The following is a 14,710-nucleotide window of genomic DNA, read 5'->3' on the forward strand; positions in this document are numbered from 1 at the left end:
AGTTGCGATCTCTGCGTACCTCTGCCTGACCTGGGATAAACCTGTTAGAGCCTTTCGGGTGCCCCGATACCCAGCAGGGACAGCCCCAGGGTGAGCACCCGGGACGTCAGCGTGAGCAGGTGCAGGCGTGAGTCCTGCAGTTCCCGCGTCTCCGCCGTCGCGACCGGACAGTCGTTGTAGAAGGTGGAGAACGCCGTCGCCGTCTCGAACAGGTAGGTCGTGAGCTTGTGCGGCGCGAGCTCGTCGATGGCCGCCTGGATGGCCGTGGGCAGCTGCAGCAGCTTCAACGCCAGGTCCCGCTCGGCCTGCTCCTGGAGCACCAGCGGCGCGTCCTGGGGGGCCTCACGCCCGACTTTGCGGCCGATCGAGAGGATGCGGGCGTTGGCGTACTGGATGTACACCGACGTGTCGCCGGTCTTGGCGAGCATCTTCTCCCAGGTGAAGACGTAGTCCTTCTCCCGGTCGTTGGAGAGGTCGGCGTACTTCACCGCGCCGAGGCCGAGCGTGCGGGCGAGTTCGTCCTTCTCCGCACCCTCCACATCGGACGTCTCGGGCATGACCTGGTACGAGTTCTCGACGGCCTCGGTGAGCAGGTCGATGAGCTTGATCGTGCCACCCGCGCGCGTCCGGATGGTCTTGCCGTCGGAGCCGAGGATCGTGCCGAACCCGGTGTGCACGGCGGTGTGCGCGTCGTCGAGCCAGCCCGCCTGCTTCGAGGTGGCGAAGATCATCTGGAAGTGCTGGGCCTGCGGCGAGCCGACGACGTAGATCAGGTCGTCGACCTTGCGCTCGCGCACCCAGTACCGCACGGTCGCGAAGTCCGTGGTGGCGTAGCCGTAGCCGCCGTCGCTCTTGCGCACGATCAGCGGCAGCCGGTCGCCCTCGCGGTTCGAGAACCCCGGCGGGAACACGCAGAGCGCGCCGTCGCTGGTCTCGATGAGACCCTTCTGCTGCAGCTCGGTGATCGTGTCCGCGAGGTACGGGTTGTAGAAGCTCTCGCCGTAGTTGTCCTGTGCCGACAACCCGATGCCGAGCAGTTCGTAGACCTGGTTGAAGTGCCGCTGCGACTCCCCCACCAGCTCGTGCCACAGCGCGAGCGTCGCCTCGTCGCCGCCCTGCAGCAGCACCACCCGGCGGCGCGCGCGGTCCGCGAAGCCCGGCTCGTTGTCGAACTTCTGCCGCGCCTGCTGGTAGAACGCGTTGAGGTCGCTGATCTCGTGGTCGGCCCCGTGGCCCTCGTCGGTCAGGTGCTCGATGAGCATGCCGAACGGGGTGCCCCAGTCACCGAGGTGGTTGTGCGGGATGACCTCGTGCCCGGCGAAGGTCAGCAGCCGGCAGAACGCGTCGCCGATGATCGTCGAGCGCAGGTGGCCGACGTGCATCTCCTTGGCCACGTTGGGGCTGCTGTAGTCGATCGCGATCCGGCGCGGCTCCTCGGTCTCGGGCACGCCGAGCCGGTCGTCGCGGAGCAGGTTCGCGGTCTGCGTCTCGAGCCACTCGCGGCGCAGCTTCAGGTTGATGAAGCCGGGGCCGGCGATCTCCGTGCTCTCGACCGCGTCCTGGGCGTCCAGGTGCTCCACGATCAGCGTGGCGACCTCGCGGGGGTTCTTGCCGACCTTCTTGGCGAGACTCATCGCGACGTTGCACTGGTAGTCGGCACCGTCTCGGTTGGACGGTCGGATCAGCGCTTGTTCCGCGGTGATGTCCACGTCCAGGGCGACGCGCAACGCCCGCGCGACCCGCTGGCCCAGTTCGAGCCCGACATCCCCACGCAGCACTGAACCCACCTCTCGACCACCGGCTTGTTCGGCTCAGTATTTCACCCGTGGCAAAACGGTTCCTCACCACCGCCCGAGCAGCAGCGCCCCTCCGCCGACGAGGGCGGCGACGCTGACCACGCCGAACAACGTGACCCAGCCCAGGGCGGGCACGCCGGTGAGCCAGGCGAGCTGGTCGGCGTCGGACTTCGGCGCCTGCCGCCGCCACCGCTTGACCTGCAGCTCCCACACGGGCCGGACACCGCCCAGCAACAGGAACCAGGCGAACACGTACGCGGCCACGTCGCGGACCTCGGCCGTGGCGTAGAAGGAGACGAAGAAGAACGCGCCGCCCGTGACGATGATCGAGAGCACGCCGAACACGTTGCGGATCATGATCAGCATGGCGGCGAGGAACCCGATGCTGATCCACAGCATCAGCTGGATCTTCTCGTTGGTGATCAGCACGGCGGCGCCGAAGCCGAGCAGCGACGGGGCGATGTAGCCCGCCAGCGCGGTGAGCACCATGCCGGGTCCGCGCGGCTTGCCGCGGGAGACGGTGAGGCCGGACGTGTCGGAGTGCAGCTTGATCCCGCTCAGCCGGCGGCCGGTCAGCACGGCCAGCAGCGCGTGCCCGCCCTCGTGGGCGATGGTGATGACGTTGCGGGTGACCCGCCAGAGTCCGTGCAGCGCGACGGCCAGGAACGCGGCGGCGGCCGTCCCCCACGTGATCAGCACTTCGTGGGTCAGCAACTCGGAAGGCATCGCGACATCGAAACAGACGCGCCGTGAGAGCCGCATGTGGGCTCTCACGGCGCGTCTGCGCCGGACAGGGCAACTAGTGCTTGATCTTGTCCTTGCTCACCCGCTCGGTCTTGGGGTCGACCACCGCCTGTTCGTGGGTGATCGGCTCCTCCCGGCGTGCCGCGGTGGGCAGGGGCTCGGTGATCGGCGTGGTGTCCCGCTCGCCGCGGAACGCCTCCGAGCGCGGCTCGGGCAGCACCGGCTCCTCGTCCTCGACCAGCTTGCGGCGGGCGGGCACGACCGCGAGCAGCAGACCGAACACCGAGATGCCGAGGTGCAGCCAGTTGTCGTTCGCGTTGATCGCCAGCGGGTTGCCGTACTGCTCCGCCGGGTTCTGGGCGAGGATCCCGGTGATCATCAGGTCCCACACGAAGATCGCGGCGAAGCCGGCGAACAGCAGCCAGCCGTACAGCCGCGAGAGACCCGATCCGAGTGCCATCAGCAGGCCCAGCACGCCGACGGCCACCATCACCGTGTTGTGCAACGGGTTCACCGAGAACCCGAGCACGTAGGACTGGGCGGCCCAGTCGCCGATCCCGGTGCGGGTGAAGCCCACGACGCCGAACACGATGAACGCGATGCCGGCCAGTCCGGCCAGCAGCTGCGCCGGCTGCAGACCGGCGACCTTGATGCGGTGGGTCATGTCAGCCCTCCAGGCTCCGTTCTTGTGACCGGCTGACTACCCCGGCCTCACAGGAACCAAACGTTCCGGGTCAGCGGGGGGCCTTGCGGCCGATGCCCGCGTACGCGCCGGGAACGACGGCCGGCGCCTCGATCGTCAGCCCTTCCATGAGCTGCTCGACCGGGGTGGGGTGCGAGACCACGAGGAATCCGCCCGCGGGCAACGCGTGCCGGTAGCGGCGCACGACGCGGCCCGGCCCGGTGGTGTCGTCGACGTACCTGAGGACGTCGACCATCAGCACCGCGTACGGCTCACGCAGGTCGAAGTGGGACAGCACGCCCGGATGCCGGAGCACCTGGTCGGGACGGCGCAGGTCCGCCTCGACCGCGCACGCGCGCGGTTCGCCGCGCAACAGTCCACGGGAGAACGCGACCGTGACCGGATCGGAGTCCACGTAGACCACGCGCGCGTCGGGCAGCGTCTGGTGCGTGGCACCGCACGTCGGGATGCCCGAGCCGAGGTCGAGGAACTGGCGCACACCCGCCGCCCAGCAGTGGCGGACGGCGTGGCGCAGGAACGTTCGCTGGGCCCGGGTCACGAGCGGCAGTTCGGGGTCGATCCGGACCGCCTGCTTGGCGAACGCGCGGTCGGCGGCGTAGTTGTGCGCGCCGCCGAGGTAGAAGTCATGGATGCGCGCGGCGTTCGGCCGACGTACGTCGACCTCGTAGCGTGCGAAGGCGGGGACCGCAGCCATTCGCAGAGCGTAACTGGCGCCTAGACCATTCGGGCGAAGTTTTCGAAGATTCTTTGGGTCCGTCTGACATGGACCGTCCTGCGGGAGGGCCCGGTCCACCCCACGAAGACCGGGCCACGTAGCGCGTACGGGGATCGAACCCGTGTTTCCGGATTGAGAGTCCGACGTCCTGACCACTGGACGAACACGCCTGGAACGAGCATTCAAAGTGAAATGCTCGCAAGAAATAGAAGAAAGTGAACTAGCAGGTCACAGCTTGGAGGGCGCTCCGGCCCATTCGTCTGCTCGGATCATGTGAACAATGATGACCGACAGCGCACACCGGCCGCAAAGGAATTAATCGAGCCACCTGAGCGCGAGCCAGAGCGACGCCCGCGCGTCGGCCGTTCCAAGATCACGACCGAGCAGCCGTTCGACGTGGGAGATTCGGTGCCGAACGCTGTTGCGGTGCACACCGAGCACCGTCGCGGCCCGGTCCCAGCTGCCGTGCTGGCCGAGCCAGGCCCTCAGGGTGTCGACCAGTTCGGGGCGGCCGAGGAGGCCCGCTAGCTCGCGGCGGGCGAAGGCGCGGGCAGCCACGGGGTCCACCAGGGAGGACAGGTCGGACGCGGGCAGGGCGGGTTCACCGGTGGCGAGCGCGCGTGGGAGCAGGGCCGAGGCCTCCGCCACCGCCGCGCCGATCCCGGACCCGTCCACCGGCGACGAGACCCCCACCGGCCCGGACAGGTCCAGCCCTCCGGCCACCAGCGCGAGGAACCCGTCCTCCACCTTCGACACCAGCGGCCCGTACCGCTGCGCCAGCACGTCGTAGTCCGCCCGCGACTCCCCCGCCACCACGCGGTGCGGACCGGGCCCCAGCACCGCCTCCACTCCGGATGCCTCCGGCCGCAGCAACGCCGAGGCCGCGAGCCGCGCGATCTGGCCGCGCTCGCTCTCCAGGTCGCGGCGCAGCAGCCCGAGCAACGCCAGCGCGACCGCGACGACAGCGCGTTCGGCGGGGGACAGCGGGGCCGGGCGGCGCACCACGAGCACCGCGGACTCGACCGGGTCCAGCGTCACGTGGTCTTCACCCACCTGGGCCGAGGCCGAACGTGGTCCCGTGCCGGACGCGACGCGTGCCACGAGAGAGGACACGTCCTCATGCGCGTGCGCGGCGTCCACGAGATCGGCGCGGCAGTTCAGCACCACGGCCAGCGTCGTCAGCACCGACTCGACCGGACGGACGCGCGTCGCGGCGCGGGTCAGCGCGCGCTGGCTGTCCGCGAGCATCCGTTGCTCCCGCACGGCGATCTCCGCGAGCACCGCGCCGAGAGCCGTCGACACCGCGAGGAACGGCGTCGACGGCGGCACCTCCAGCAGCGGCATGCCCTGCGCCGCACAGGCTTCCACCAGCGACGGCGGCACCGTCGGGAACTCCGGTTCGACGCCGAAGCCGATCGCCGAGACGCCGGAGGACACCAGTCCGGCGACGTAGGCGGGCACGTCGGACGGGAACCGCACGCCGGCCGTGAGCAGCAGCTCCTCACCGACCAGGTACGGCGTCGGGTCCTCCAGTTCGGACACGTGGGCCCAGCGGATCGGCCGGTCCAGCGCTTCTGCTCCACACAGGACGGTCAGCCCGAGGTCGACTCGCGCGACGAGGTCCTTCAACGGGACGGTGTGCACAACCACAAGTCCAGGATTGTGCACAACGACCACTTACCAGCGCCAGCACGCGTTCCTACTGTGACCTGCAACCCAAGGAGGTCGGCAGTGGCTCTCGACTACGCGGTGATCGCCGCCTACGTGCTCGGCATGATCGGCATGGGCTGGTGGGGCATGCGCCGCGCCACCAGCAAGAGCGAGTACCTGGTCGCCGGGCGCCGGCTCGGGTTCGGCATGTACTCCGGCACCATGTCGGCCGTCGTGCTCGGGGGCGCGTCGACCATCGGCGGCGTCGGGCTCGGCTACAAGTTCGGCATCTCCGGCGCCTGGATGGTGTTCGCCATCGGTCTCGGCATCCTGTTGCTCAGCGCGTTGTTCGCTCGGCGGATCGTCCGGCTGAAGGTCTACACCGTCTCCCAGATGCTCGACCTGCGTTACGGCGGCAACTCGTCGATCGTGTCCGGCTCCGTGATGTGGGCCTACACGTTGATGCTCACCGTCACGTCGACGATCGCGTACTCCACGATCTTCACCGTCCTCTTCGGACTGCCGAAGACCGTCGGTGTGATCATCGGTGGTTCCGTCGTCGTGCTGTACAGCGTTCTCGGGGGCATGTGGTCGATCACGCTGACCGACATCGTCCAGTTCGTGATCAAGACGATCGGCATCCTGTTCCTGCTGCTCCCGATCAGCATCATCTCGGCCGGTGGGTTCGACGGAATGCGTGATCGGCTCGATGATCCGGCGATGTTCGACGTCGGCAACATCGGCATCGGCACGATCATCACGTTCCTGCTCATCTACGTCTTCGGTCTGCTGATCGGCCAGGACATCTGGCAGCGGGTGTTCACCGCCAAGTCGCCGGAGGTCGCGACCTGGGGTGGCATCACGTCCGGGCTGTACTGCCTGGTCTACGCCGTCGCGGGCGCGTTGATCGGCACGGCGGGCAAGGCGCTGTACCCGGACATCGCGAACAAGGACGAGGCGTTCGCGGTGATGGTCGAGAACCTGCTGCCCACCGGCGTTCGTGGTCTGGTGCTGGCGGCGGCGCTGGCGGCGATGATGTCCACGTCGTCCGGTGCGTTGATCGCATGTTCGACCGTGGCCGCCAACGACATCTGGCGGCGCAAGACCGACGTCCACTCCAACCGGATGTTCACGCTGGTCCTGGGTGTGCTGGCGATCGGCATCGCGGTGGTGCTCAACGACGTCGTGGCCGCGCTGACCGTCGCCTACAACATCCTCGTCGGCGGCTTGCTGGTCGCGATCATCGGCGGGCTGGTGTGGAAGCGCGGCACTCGTGTGGGCGCGATGGCGTCGATGGCGGTCGGTGCGCTGACGTCGATCACGTTCATGATCGTCGATGGTGTGCTCGCCGATTCGCCCGTCTACTACAGCCTCGGCGCGTCGTTCGTGACGTACGTCGTGGTCAGTCTGGCCACGCCGGCCACGTCACCGGAGGTGCTCGCGAACTGGGAGCGCCGGGTGGCGGGCGAGGCGACCGAGGAAGAGGAACTGGTGAACGCATGATCGGCCCCGTCGACTCCTCGCGGGTCCCGCGCTACGCGGGCCCGGCGACCTTCGCCCGGCTGCCGCGCCTCGACCAGGTGGCGCACGCGGACGTCGCGGTCGTGGGAGTCCCGTTCGACACCGGTGTCTCCTACCGGCCCGGTGCGCGGTTCGCGCCCTCGGCCGTGCGGGAGGCGTCCCGGCTGCTGCGCCCCTACAACCCCGGCCTGGACGTGTCGCCGTTCGAACGGCTGCAGGTAGTGGACGGAGGGGACGTCGCGGTCAACCCGTTCCACATCGGCGAGGCCATCGAGACGATCGACCAGGCGGCCGCCGACCTGCAGGCCGGCGGCACCCGGTTGGTGACCATCGGCGGTGACCACACGATCGCGCTGCCGTTGCTGCGGGCGGTGTCGCGGATCCACGGACCGGTGGCGCTGCTGCACTTCGACGCGCACCTCGACACGTGGGACACCTACTTCGGTGAGCCGTACACGCACGGGACGCCGTTCCGGCGCGCGGTCGAGGACGGCATCCTCGACACCGAGGCGATCTCGCACGTCGGCACGCGGGGACCGTTGTACGGCAAGAAGGACCTGGAGGACGACCGGCGGCTCGGGTTCGGCATCGTGACGTCGTCGGACGTGATGCGGCGGGGTGTGGACGAGACGGTGGACGCGCTGCGGCAGCGGATCGGCTCACGGCCGTTGTACGTGTCGGTCGACATCGACGTGCTGGACCCGGCGCACGCTCCCGGCACCGGGACGCCCGAGGCGGGCGGCCTGACCTCGCGCGAACTGCTGGAGATCCTGCGGGGGCTGCGCGGGCTCAACCTCGTGGGGGCCGACGTGGTGGAGGTGGCGCCGGCCTACGACCACGCGGACATCACTTCTGTGGCAGCTTCACATGTGGCGTACGACCTGGTGAGTTTGCTGGCGCTCGAGGAGGGGCAGTGACGCGCAACGGTGGCGATGTCGTGGTCGAGACGCTGGAGGCGCTCGGCGCGAGCACCGTCTTCGGCATTCCCGGCCAGCACGCGCTCGGGCTCTTCGACGCGCTGCGGCGGTCGGACCTGCGTTACGTCGGCTCGCGGACCGAGGTCAACGCCGCGTTCGCCGCCGACGGGCACGCGCGGACCACCGGTTCGGTGACGCCGCTGCTGGTGTCGACCGGGCCCGGCGCGTTGCAGACCCTGGCCGGACTGCAGGAATCGGCCGCCGCGTCGGCGCCGGTGCTGGGCCTCTCGTCGCAGATCCCGTCCGCCGGGCTCGGGGGCGTGCGCGGCGGGTACCTGCACGAGCTGACCGACCAGCTGGCGTCGTTCCGCGACGTCGTGAAGCACGCCCGCGTGGTCCGGCAGGTGTCGCAGATCCCGTCGGCGCTGGCCGAGGCGTGGGAGATCGCGCTGACCGCGCCGTTCGGGCCGGTGTGGCTGGAGATCCCGCAGGACGTGCTGCTCGCGCCCGCCACCGTGCCGCCGGTGACGTCGGTGCCGTGGTCACCGCGCGAGCTGCACCCGCGCGCCGAACTGGTCGAGGAGGCCGTGCGGTTGCTCGACGGCGCTGCGCGACCCGTGATCCTGGCCGGCGGTGGTGTGCTCGGGTGTCCGGGCGAACTGCTGGAGCTGGCCGAGAAGCTGCGCGCGCCGGTGGTGTCGACGTTCGGCGGCAAGGGCGGTTTCCCCTGGGACCACCCGCTTTCCGCGCAGTCGTGGGTGGAGGACTGGCACACCACGGAGTTCCTCGCCGACGCGGACGTGCTGCTCGTCGTCGGGTCGGGGCTCGGTGAGCTGTCGAGCAACTACCGGACGTTCCGGCCGCGCGGTGCGGTGGTCCAGATCGAGGCCGACCTCGGCAAGCTGGAGTCGAACTACCCCGCGCTCGGCATCCACGCCGATGCCCGGCATGCGTTGCGCGCCTTGACTTCCGGCGTGATGGCCCGCGCGGTGGACGGTGTCGCGGAGGAACGGGTGCTGGGGCTGCTGGCGAGCGTCCGGGAACGACTTCGGGGGCAGGGGCTCGACCTGGAGTGGCAGGTGCTCGACGCGCTGCGGGCCGCGGTGCCGGACGGCACACCCACGTGCTGGGACATGACGATCCTCGCCTACTGGGCCTGGTCGGCGTGGGACCCGCGGGGTGGCGCGCAGCTCACCGCGCAGGGCTCCGGCGGGCTCGGCTACGGGTTCCCGGCCGCGCTCGGCGTGGCGGCGGCGGTCGACGGGCCGGTGCTCGCGGTGTCCGGCGACGGCGGCGCGATGTACGGGATCTCGGAGCTCGCGACGGCCGCGCAGCACGGCTCGCGGGTCGTGTGGCTGATCGTCGACGACGGCGGCTACGGCATCCTGCGCGAGTACATGACCGACGCGTTCGGGCAGGCCACCGGCACCGAGCTCACCCGTCCGGATTTCGTGGCACTCGCCGGCGCGTTCGGGGTGCCCGCCACCCGCAGCACACCCGAGTCGCTGCGCGAGGACCTCGCCAAGGCGTTCGCCGGGGACGGCTCGCACGTCGTCGTGCTGCCCGCGGTGTTGCGCATGTTCGCCCCCACGCACCTGGAGCACACGTGATCGTCGCGAACTTCGTCAACGGCACCTCGGCTGGTGCCGAGGAGACCTCACCTCTCGTCGATCCTGTTGCGGGACAGGAGTTCGGCCGCGCGGTCGTCTCCCGGTCCGCCGAGGTCGACGCGGCGGTCCAGGCGGCCCTCCGGGCATTTCCCGCCTGGTCGCGCACCACCCCCGGCGAACGTCAGCAGGCGTTGCTGAAGCTCGCGGATCTCCTGGAGGCCAACGCTTCCGAGGTGGCGGACGCGGAGGTGCGCGAGACCGGCAAGATCCGCGCGGTCCTGCTGGACGAGGAGATCCCGCAGTGCGTGGACCAGATCCGGTTCTTCGCCGGTGCCGCCCGCGCGCTGGGCACCGCCGCCGCGGGTGAATACATCCCGGGCCACACCTCGTACCAGCGGCGCGAGGCCGTCGGGGTGATCGCGCAGATCACGCCGTGGAACTACCCGCTGATGATGGCCGTGTGGAAGATCGCGCCGGCGCTGGCCGCGGGCAACACGGTGGTCCTGAAGCCCGCCGACACCACGCCGTCGTCCACGGTGCTGCTCGCGACTCTGGCCTCCTCTGTGCTGCCGGCGGGCGTGTTCAACGTCGTGCTGGGCGACCGCGACACCGGCCGGTTGCTGGTCGAACACCCCGTGCCCGCCATGGTGTCGATCACCGGATCCACCCGTGCCGGCATCGAGGTGGCCCGCAGCGCCGCCGCGACCGTGAAGCGCACGCACCTCGAACTCGGTGGCAACGCGCCGGTTCTGGTGTTCGACGACGTGGACGTGACGGCCGCGGCGGAGGGGATCGTCGGTGCCGCGTTCTACAACGCGGGCCAGGACTGCACGGCCGCCTCGCGCGTGCTGGTGCACTCCGCCGTGCACGACGAGTTCGTGGCGGCACTGGTGAAAGCGGCGTCGGCGCAGGTCCCCGGCACCGACTTCGGGCCGTTGAACAGCCAGGCCCAGCTGGACCGCGTGCTCGGCCTGCTCTCGCGCTCGTCCGGTGTCGTCCACTGTGGAGGCAGGCGGTTCGGCTCCAGCGGCTTCTTCCTGGAGCCGACGGTCGTCTCGGGGCTCTCCCAGGACGACGAACTGGTGCAGGAGGAAGCGTTCGCCCCGCTGATCACCGTGCAGCGGTTCAGTTCCGACGACGAGGCGATCGCCTTGGCCAACGGGGTGCCGCAGGGCCTCGCGTCGTCGATCTGGACCCGCGACACCGGCCGGGTCGCGTCACTGACCGCACGGCTCGACTTCGGCATCGTCTGGGTGAACACGCACGGCCTCGTGGCGGCCGAGATGCCGCACGGCGGTTTCGGCGCATCGGGCTACGGCAAGGACCTGTCGATGCACGGCCTGGAGGACTACACGCGCGTCAAGCACGTGATGATCGCGCATGCGAGTGGTAGAGCCTGATGAGCTCGTGCTCCTGGATCTCCAGGAAGTCGAAGGCCTCCCAGTCGTCCACGTCGTCCTCCACGAGGACGAACCGGTCCGCCAGCACGTAGCCGTCCGGGAAGTCCGGCGTGGACAACGAGTAGCCGCCGTCGACGACGTCGATCGTGAGATCGCGCAGGATCGGCTGGACCTTCATCTCCCGCACGTCGCCGAACATCAGGTCGACGTGCGTGGCCTCGGTCTCGCTCTTCTCCGCGCGGTACGACAGCGTCTTCGTCTCCGGCTCGAACATCCGCAGGAAGAACTCCCTCGGCCGGTTCACCGGAAAGATCGACACCTGCACCCCTTTCCCGCTCAGGACCCGACGACGTGCTCCAGCACGCGGTCCGGGCCGCCCTGGACGGTGAGGCCGGTCGCGGCGACGGTGCCGTCGAAACCCTCGACGGCGAAAACCTTCGCCCTGATCGCGTAGCCGCCGTCGGACAGGCTGATCTTCGGACTGTGGAGTTCGTCCGGGAGGTCGGAGCCGCGCACACCGGTGAAGCGGATCTCCCGCACCGGCTCCTCCACCGAGAGGTAGCGCACCTCCGGTCCTCCGTCCTGCTTGACGAACGTCCACGGGAGGAAGAGGGGGAACACGTCAGTCGCCTCGGCCCAGCCCTCCGCCATCACGATCAGCTCCTCCACGGAGGCGCGCACGTACGGAGTCTCGTCCCTCAGTTCGTCGCGCAACGGCCCCACGATCACCCTGACCATCTCGGCGGCCTGCTCGGACGGGAACCAGGAGAGGGCGAACATCGAGGACGGGTGGTCGAGCCGTTCTCGCACGGCCTCCTCGACCGCGGCGTCCTCGGTGAGGTCGGCGATCCGCTCCAGCACCCAGGTGTGGACGCCGTGCGAGGTGTTCCAGATCGGGCAGTACCAGGTGCCGTCCCGGTCGACGAAGAAGTCACTGGACATGGCTCGTGATCCTACGGACGGAACCGCGGGGTTGACCTCTACTTAAATGGAGTTCCTAGCCTCAGTGGCATGTTCGCGATTCGGCAGTACGAGTTCGGCCCGGCGGAGAACCTGCGGTTCGAGGAGGTCCCCGACCCGGAGCCCGCCCCGGGCCAGGTCCGCGTCACGGTGGCGGCGGCCGGCGTCCACCTCGTCGACACGACGATCCGCAAGGGCGGCTTCGGGCCGGTCGCCTTCCCGATGACGCCGGGCCGTGAGGTCGCCGGGGTCGTGACGGCGCTCGGGGAGGACGTCTCGCCGGACTGGCTCGGCCGCCGGGTCGTCGCGCACCTCGGCCTGGCCAACGGCGGGTATGCCGAGCTCGCGGTGGCGGGTGTCGATGCTCTGCACGCGCTGCCGGACGACGTGTCGTTCGAGGCGGCCGTCGCGATGATCGGCACCGGCCGCACGGTGGTCGGGGTGCTCGACGCCGCGAAGCTCACGAAGGACGACGTGGTGCTCGTGATGTCGGCGGCCGGGGGCATGGGCGCGTTGTTCGTGCAGGAGGCGCGCAACGTCGGTGCGCGCGTCATCGGCCTCGCGAGCACCGACAAGCTCGACCTCGTCATGGACAACGGCGCGGACGCCGCCATCGACTACACGCGGCCGGGCTGGGCGGACGGCCTCAAGGACATGACCGTCGTGCTGGACGGTGTCGGTGGCGAGGCGGGCGGGCAGGCGTTGAAGACGCTCGGGCCGGGCGGGCGGCAGATCATCTACGGCTGGGCGTCCGGGTCCTCGACGCCGATCAGCACCGAGGCGTTGTTCGCGAACAGTCTCACCGCGACTGTCGCGTTGGGACCCGGGCTGATGCGGCGCGGGTTGCGGGTGCTGGAGGACGAGTCGATGGCCGGGCTGGCGAGCGGGCGGTTCGTGCCGCTGGTCCATCCGCCGTTCGCGCTCAAGGACGCTCCGCTGGCGCACGAGTCGCTGGAGTCACGTGCCACCGCCGGGAAGGTGCTGCTGAGGCCTTAGCCGGCCTCGATCTCGAAGCCACGCCACTGGTTCGCCATCTCGATGAGCTCGTCGACGATCTTCACCGCGTGGTCACGCCCCTCGCCCTCGTGCTGTGCCAGCGCCGCGGGGCGGAGTTCGGTGCGGATGACGTGCACGATCTCCTCGGAGACCTCGGGGCCGAAGCTGCGTCCGAAGTCCTCCACGAAGACCAGCCCGCTCGAGAAGCTCCTGAGCTCGGCCCGCGCCTCTTCGTTCGTCACGTGCTCCGCGACCACTTCGAGTACCCACGACACGTAGGCACTGGAGTGGTTCCAGCAGTGGTCGCCGATGAACAGGTGGGATGACATAGGGCAAAGATAATGGGGCCGTCCGAAAAGGACGGCCCCATTATCCTCCGATCACGCCTGGACCGGTACCTCGACGAACTTCTTGCCCGCGAAGTTCTCCACCACGACCGACTTGACGTCGTCGGGGGCGACCAACGCGGAACCGTCCAGGTTCGTGCCCTCGGCGGCGCCCTTCTTGGACACCACCCAGGAGCCCGCCTCCTGGCGGCTGCCGTCCTTCGCGACGACGAAGATCCGGCACTTCTCGCCCTCGGGAATGCCGTTGATCGCCATGTTCGTCCGGACCCAGCCGGCGGCGGGGACGACCTTCACGGTCATCGACGCCTTGGTCGCCGGGTCGGTGAACGTGGCGAGCCTGGTGCCCGCCGGGTCCGGTGCCACCGTCGGGGTGGGAAGGGCCGTCACATCGGGTGACGTGGCCTTACCGACGAAGACACCGGCACCGAGCACCACCGCGGCCACGACGGCCGCCGCGGCACCGATCGCGAACTGACGACGTCGTGCGACGCCGCCCCGTTCGGCGCGTACCTGGCGCAGGGTGCGCTGCAACAACATGTCGCCGCCCTCGGGCGGCCCGTCCAGCATGGCCTCCGGCGGCACCTCGCCGAGGAAGGCCTCCATGTCGCGGAGTTCTTCGAGTTCACGCTTGCATTCGGGGCAGGACGCCAGGTGCTGGTCCATCTCGCGCACCTCCTGCTCGTCCAGTGCCCCGAGAACGTAGGCACCGAGCAGTTGCGGGTCGTGCTGCGTGGTCATCCGGCCACCCCCTTCAGTGCGACCTTCTGACCGCCGAAGGTCTCCCTCAAGGCTCGCAACGCGTAATACGATCTCGATTTCACTGTGCCAGGTGGCACCCCGAGCGCCTCAGCCGCCTCCGTCACGCTCCGGCCGCGGAAGTAGATCTCCATCAGCACGTCGCGGTGGTCGGAGGACAACCTGTCGAGCGCTTCGAGCACCACCACCGAGTCGACGACCTGGTCGGCGTGGTCGCGCTCGATCGGTGGCGTCGCCGGGGACTCCGCCACCTCCTGAGGACGCGCGGCCTTCGCCCGCACCCTGTCGGTGACGATGTTGCGCGCCACCGTGAGCAACCAGCCTCGCACTGATCCCTTGCCGTTCACGAGGGCGTCGGGATGGCGCCACGCTCGGACCAGGGTCTCCTGGACCACGTCCTCGGCAGCCGCCCGATCGCCGGTCAACCGCGTCGCGTACGCCAGCAGCGCCCGACCGTGCTCCTCGTAGAGCGATCGGATCAGTGCCTCGTCGGCCGCGGTCTCCCGTTTGCGGGAGAACAAAGCCGCCATCCACCTACTCCTCCCCGCCCGCGAACACTTCCTGCGGGCGTCCAGTTCAAGACCTCAGCCGACAC

15 protein-coding genes and 1 tRNA gene are annotated in these 14,710 nt (G+C 69.6%); 5 read left to right on the forward strand and 11 right to left on the reverse strand.

The window, feature by feature from the left end:
- Positions 1–44: 44 nt before the first annotated feature.
- The 6 genes from argS to PV646_RS39055 form a co-directional block, all read right to left on the reverse strand.
- Entirely contained in the window at positions 45–1,778 is a 1,734-nt protein-coding gene (gene argS, locus PV646_RS39030) for an arginine--tRNA ligase (RefSeq protein WP_500347513.1), read from the reverse strand.
- Positions 1,779–1,841: 63 nt separating this feature from the next.
- Complete coding sequence (locus PV646_RS39035; protein ID WP_500347515.1) at positions 1,842–2,522, reverse strand: M50 family metallopeptidase; 681 nt, start codon at positions 2,520–2,522, stop codon at positions 1,842–1,844.
- Positions 2,523–2,595: 73 nt separating this feature from the next.
- Positions 2,596–3,204 carry a DUF4383 domain-containing protein gene (locus PV646_RS39040; protein ID WP_500347517.1) on the reverse strand — a complete coding sequence of 203 codons (609 nt, stop codon included), beginning with the start codon at positions 3,202–3,204 and terminating at the stop codon, positions 2,596–2,598.
- A gap of 70 nt (positions 3,205–3,274) precedes the next feature.
- On the reverse strand, positions 3,275–3,937 hold the full coding sequence (locus tag PV646_RS39045; protein ID WP_500347518.1) for an SAM-dependent methyltransferase: 663 nt from the start codon (positions 3,935–3,937) through the stop codon (positions 3,275–3,277).
- A gap of 119 nt (positions 3,938–4,056) precedes the next feature.
- Positions 4,057–4,128: transfer RNA gene (locus tag PV646_RS39050), tRNA-Glu, on the reverse strand.
- Positions 4,129–4,273: 145 nt separating this feature from the next.
- On the reverse strand, positions 4,274–5,608 hold the full coding sequence (locus PV646_RS39055; RefSeq protein ID WP_500347520.1) for a PucR family transcriptional regulator: 1,335 nt from the start codon (positions 5,606–5,608) through the stop codon (positions 4,274–4,276).
- An 81-nt stretch (positions 5,609–5,689) separates the two neighbouring features.
- Between PV646_RS39055 and PV646_RS39060 the strand changes: the two genes are divergently transcribed.
- Genes PV646_RS39060 through PV646_RS39075 form a run of 4 tightly spaced genes read left to right on the forward strand, consistent with a single transcriptional unit; the run spans position 5,690 to position 11,056 of the window.
- A complete protein-coding gene (locus PV646_RS39060; RefSeq protein ID WP_500347522.1) occupies positions 5,690–7,111 on the forward strand; it encodes a sodium:solute symporter family protein in 1,422 nt (473 codons plus the stop codon).
- A complete protein-coding gene (speB, locus tag PV646_RS39065; RefSeq protein ID WP_500347523.1) occupies positions 7,108–8,046 on the forward strand; it encodes an agmatinase in 939 nt (312 codons plus the stop codon). The genes PV646_RS39060 and speB overlap by 4 nt, the downstream gene beginning before the upstream one ends.
- Complete coding sequence (locus PV646_RS39070; RefSeq protein WP_500347524.1) at positions 8,043–9,656, forward strand: thiamine pyrophosphate-binding protein; 1,614 nt, start codon at positions 8,043–8,045, stop codon at positions 9,654–9,656. Before speB ends, PV646_RS39070 begins: the two co-directional genes overlap by 4 nt.
- The gene (locus PV646_RS39075) at positions 9,653–11,056 is read left to right on the forward strand and encodes an aminobutyraldehyde dehydrogenase (protein ID WP_500347525.1); all 1,404 of its coding nucleotides are present in this window, start codon (positions 9,653–9,655) and stop codon (positions 11,054–11,056) included. Before PV646_RS39070 ends, PV646_RS39075 begins: the two co-directional genes overlap by 4 nt.
- Here PV646_RS39075 and PV646_RS39080 read toward each other — a convergent pair.
- The gene (locus tag PV646_RS39080) at positions 11,016–11,375 is read right to left on the reverse strand and encodes a hypothetical protein (RefSeq protein WP_500347527.1); all 360 of its coding nucleotides are present in this window, start codon (positions 11,373–11,375) and stop codon (positions 11,016–11,018) included. The genes PV646_RS39075 and PV646_RS39080 overlap by 41 nt on opposite strands.
- A 17-nt stretch (positions 11,376–11,392) precedes the next feature.
- A complete protein-coding gene (locus PV646_RS39085) occupies positions 11,393–11,998 on the reverse strand; it encodes a hypothetical protein (RefSeq protein ID WP_500347529.1) in 606 nt (201 codons plus the stop codon).
- 69 nt (positions 11,999–12,067) lie between these two features.
- On the opposite strand from PV646_RS39085, the gene PV646_RS39090 reads away from it, so the two are divergent.
- Entirely contained in the window at positions 12,068–13,012 is a 945-nt protein-coding gene (locus PV646_RS39090; protein ID WP_500347531.1) for a zinc-binding dehydrogenase, read from the forward strand.
- On the opposite strand, the gene PV646_RS39095 is transcribed toward PV646_RS39090, so the two are convergent.
- The 3 genes from PV646_RS39095 to PV646_RS39105 are packed head-to-tail and all read right to left on the reverse strand — an operon-like array spanning position 13,009 to position 14,645.
- Positions 13,009–13,341 (reverse strand): hypothetical protein, encoded by a 333-nt coding sequence (locus PV646_RS39095; RefSeq protein ID WP_500347533.1) that lies wholly within the window; start codon positions 13,339–13,341, stop codon positions 13,009–13,011. The two genes, PV646_RS39090 and PV646_RS39095, sit on opposite strands and share 4 nt — an antisense overlap.
- Before the next feature lie 51 nt (positions 13,342–13,392).
- A complete protein-coding gene (locus PV646_RS39100; RefSeq protein ID WP_500347534.1) occupies positions 13,393–14,097 on the reverse strand; it encodes an anti-sigma factor family protein in 705 nt (234 codons plus the stop codon).
- Positions 14,094–14,645, reverse strand: a complete 552-nt coding sequence (locus PV646_RS39105; RefSeq protein ID WP_089953784.1) for a sigma-70 family RNA polymerase sigma factor — start codon at positions 14,643–14,645, stop codon at positions 14,094–14,096. Before PV646_RS39105 ends, PV646_RS39100 begins: the two co-directional genes overlap by 4 nt.
- Positions 14,646–14,710: the final 65 nt, after the last annotated feature.

It is taken from the genome of Streptomyces sp. ID05-26A (assembly GCF_033794685.1).
GTDB lineage: Bacteria > Actinomycetota > Actinomycetes > Mycobacteriales > Pseudonocardiaceae > Lentzea.

Bases quoted from the DNA above. Each gene is read 5' to 3' on its own strand.
- PV646_RS39045 (WP_500347518.1), bottom strand. From the start codon at position 3,937: ATGGCTGCGGTCCCCGCCTTCGCACGCTACGAGGTCGACGTACGTCGG.
- PV646_RS39040 (WP_500347517.1), bottom strand. From the start codon at position 3,204: ATGACCCACCGCATCAAGGTCGCCGGTCTGCAGCCGGCGCAGCTGCTG.
- PV646_RS39090 (WP_500347531.1), top strand. From the start codon at position 12,068: ATGTTCGCGATTCGGCAGTACGAGTTCGGCCCGGCGGAGAACCTGCGG.
- PV646_RS39085 (WP_500347529.1), bottom strand. From the start codon at position 11,998: ATGTCCAGTGACTTCTTCGTCGACCGGGACGGCACCTGGTACTGCCCG.
- speB (WP_500347523.1), top strand. From the start codon at position 7,108: ATGATCGGCCCCGTCGACTCCTCGCGGGTCCCGCGCTACGCGGGCCCG.
- PV646_RS39100 (WP_500347534.1), bottom strand. From the start codon at position 14,097: ATGACCACGCAGCACGACCCGCAACTGCTCGGTGCCTACGTTCTCGGG.
- PV646_RS39105 (WP_089953784.1), bottom strand. From the start codon at position 14,645: ATGGCGGCTTTGTTCTCCCGCAAACGGGAGACCGCGGCCGACGAGGCA.
- PV646_RS39095 (WP_500347533.1), bottom strand. From the start codon at position 13,341: ATGTCATCCCACCTGTTCATCGGCGACCACTGCTGGAACCACTCCAGT.
- PV646_RS39035 (WP_500347515.1), bottom strand. From the start codon at position 2,522: ATGCCTTCCGAGTTGCTGACCCACGAAGTGCTGATCACGTGGGGGACG.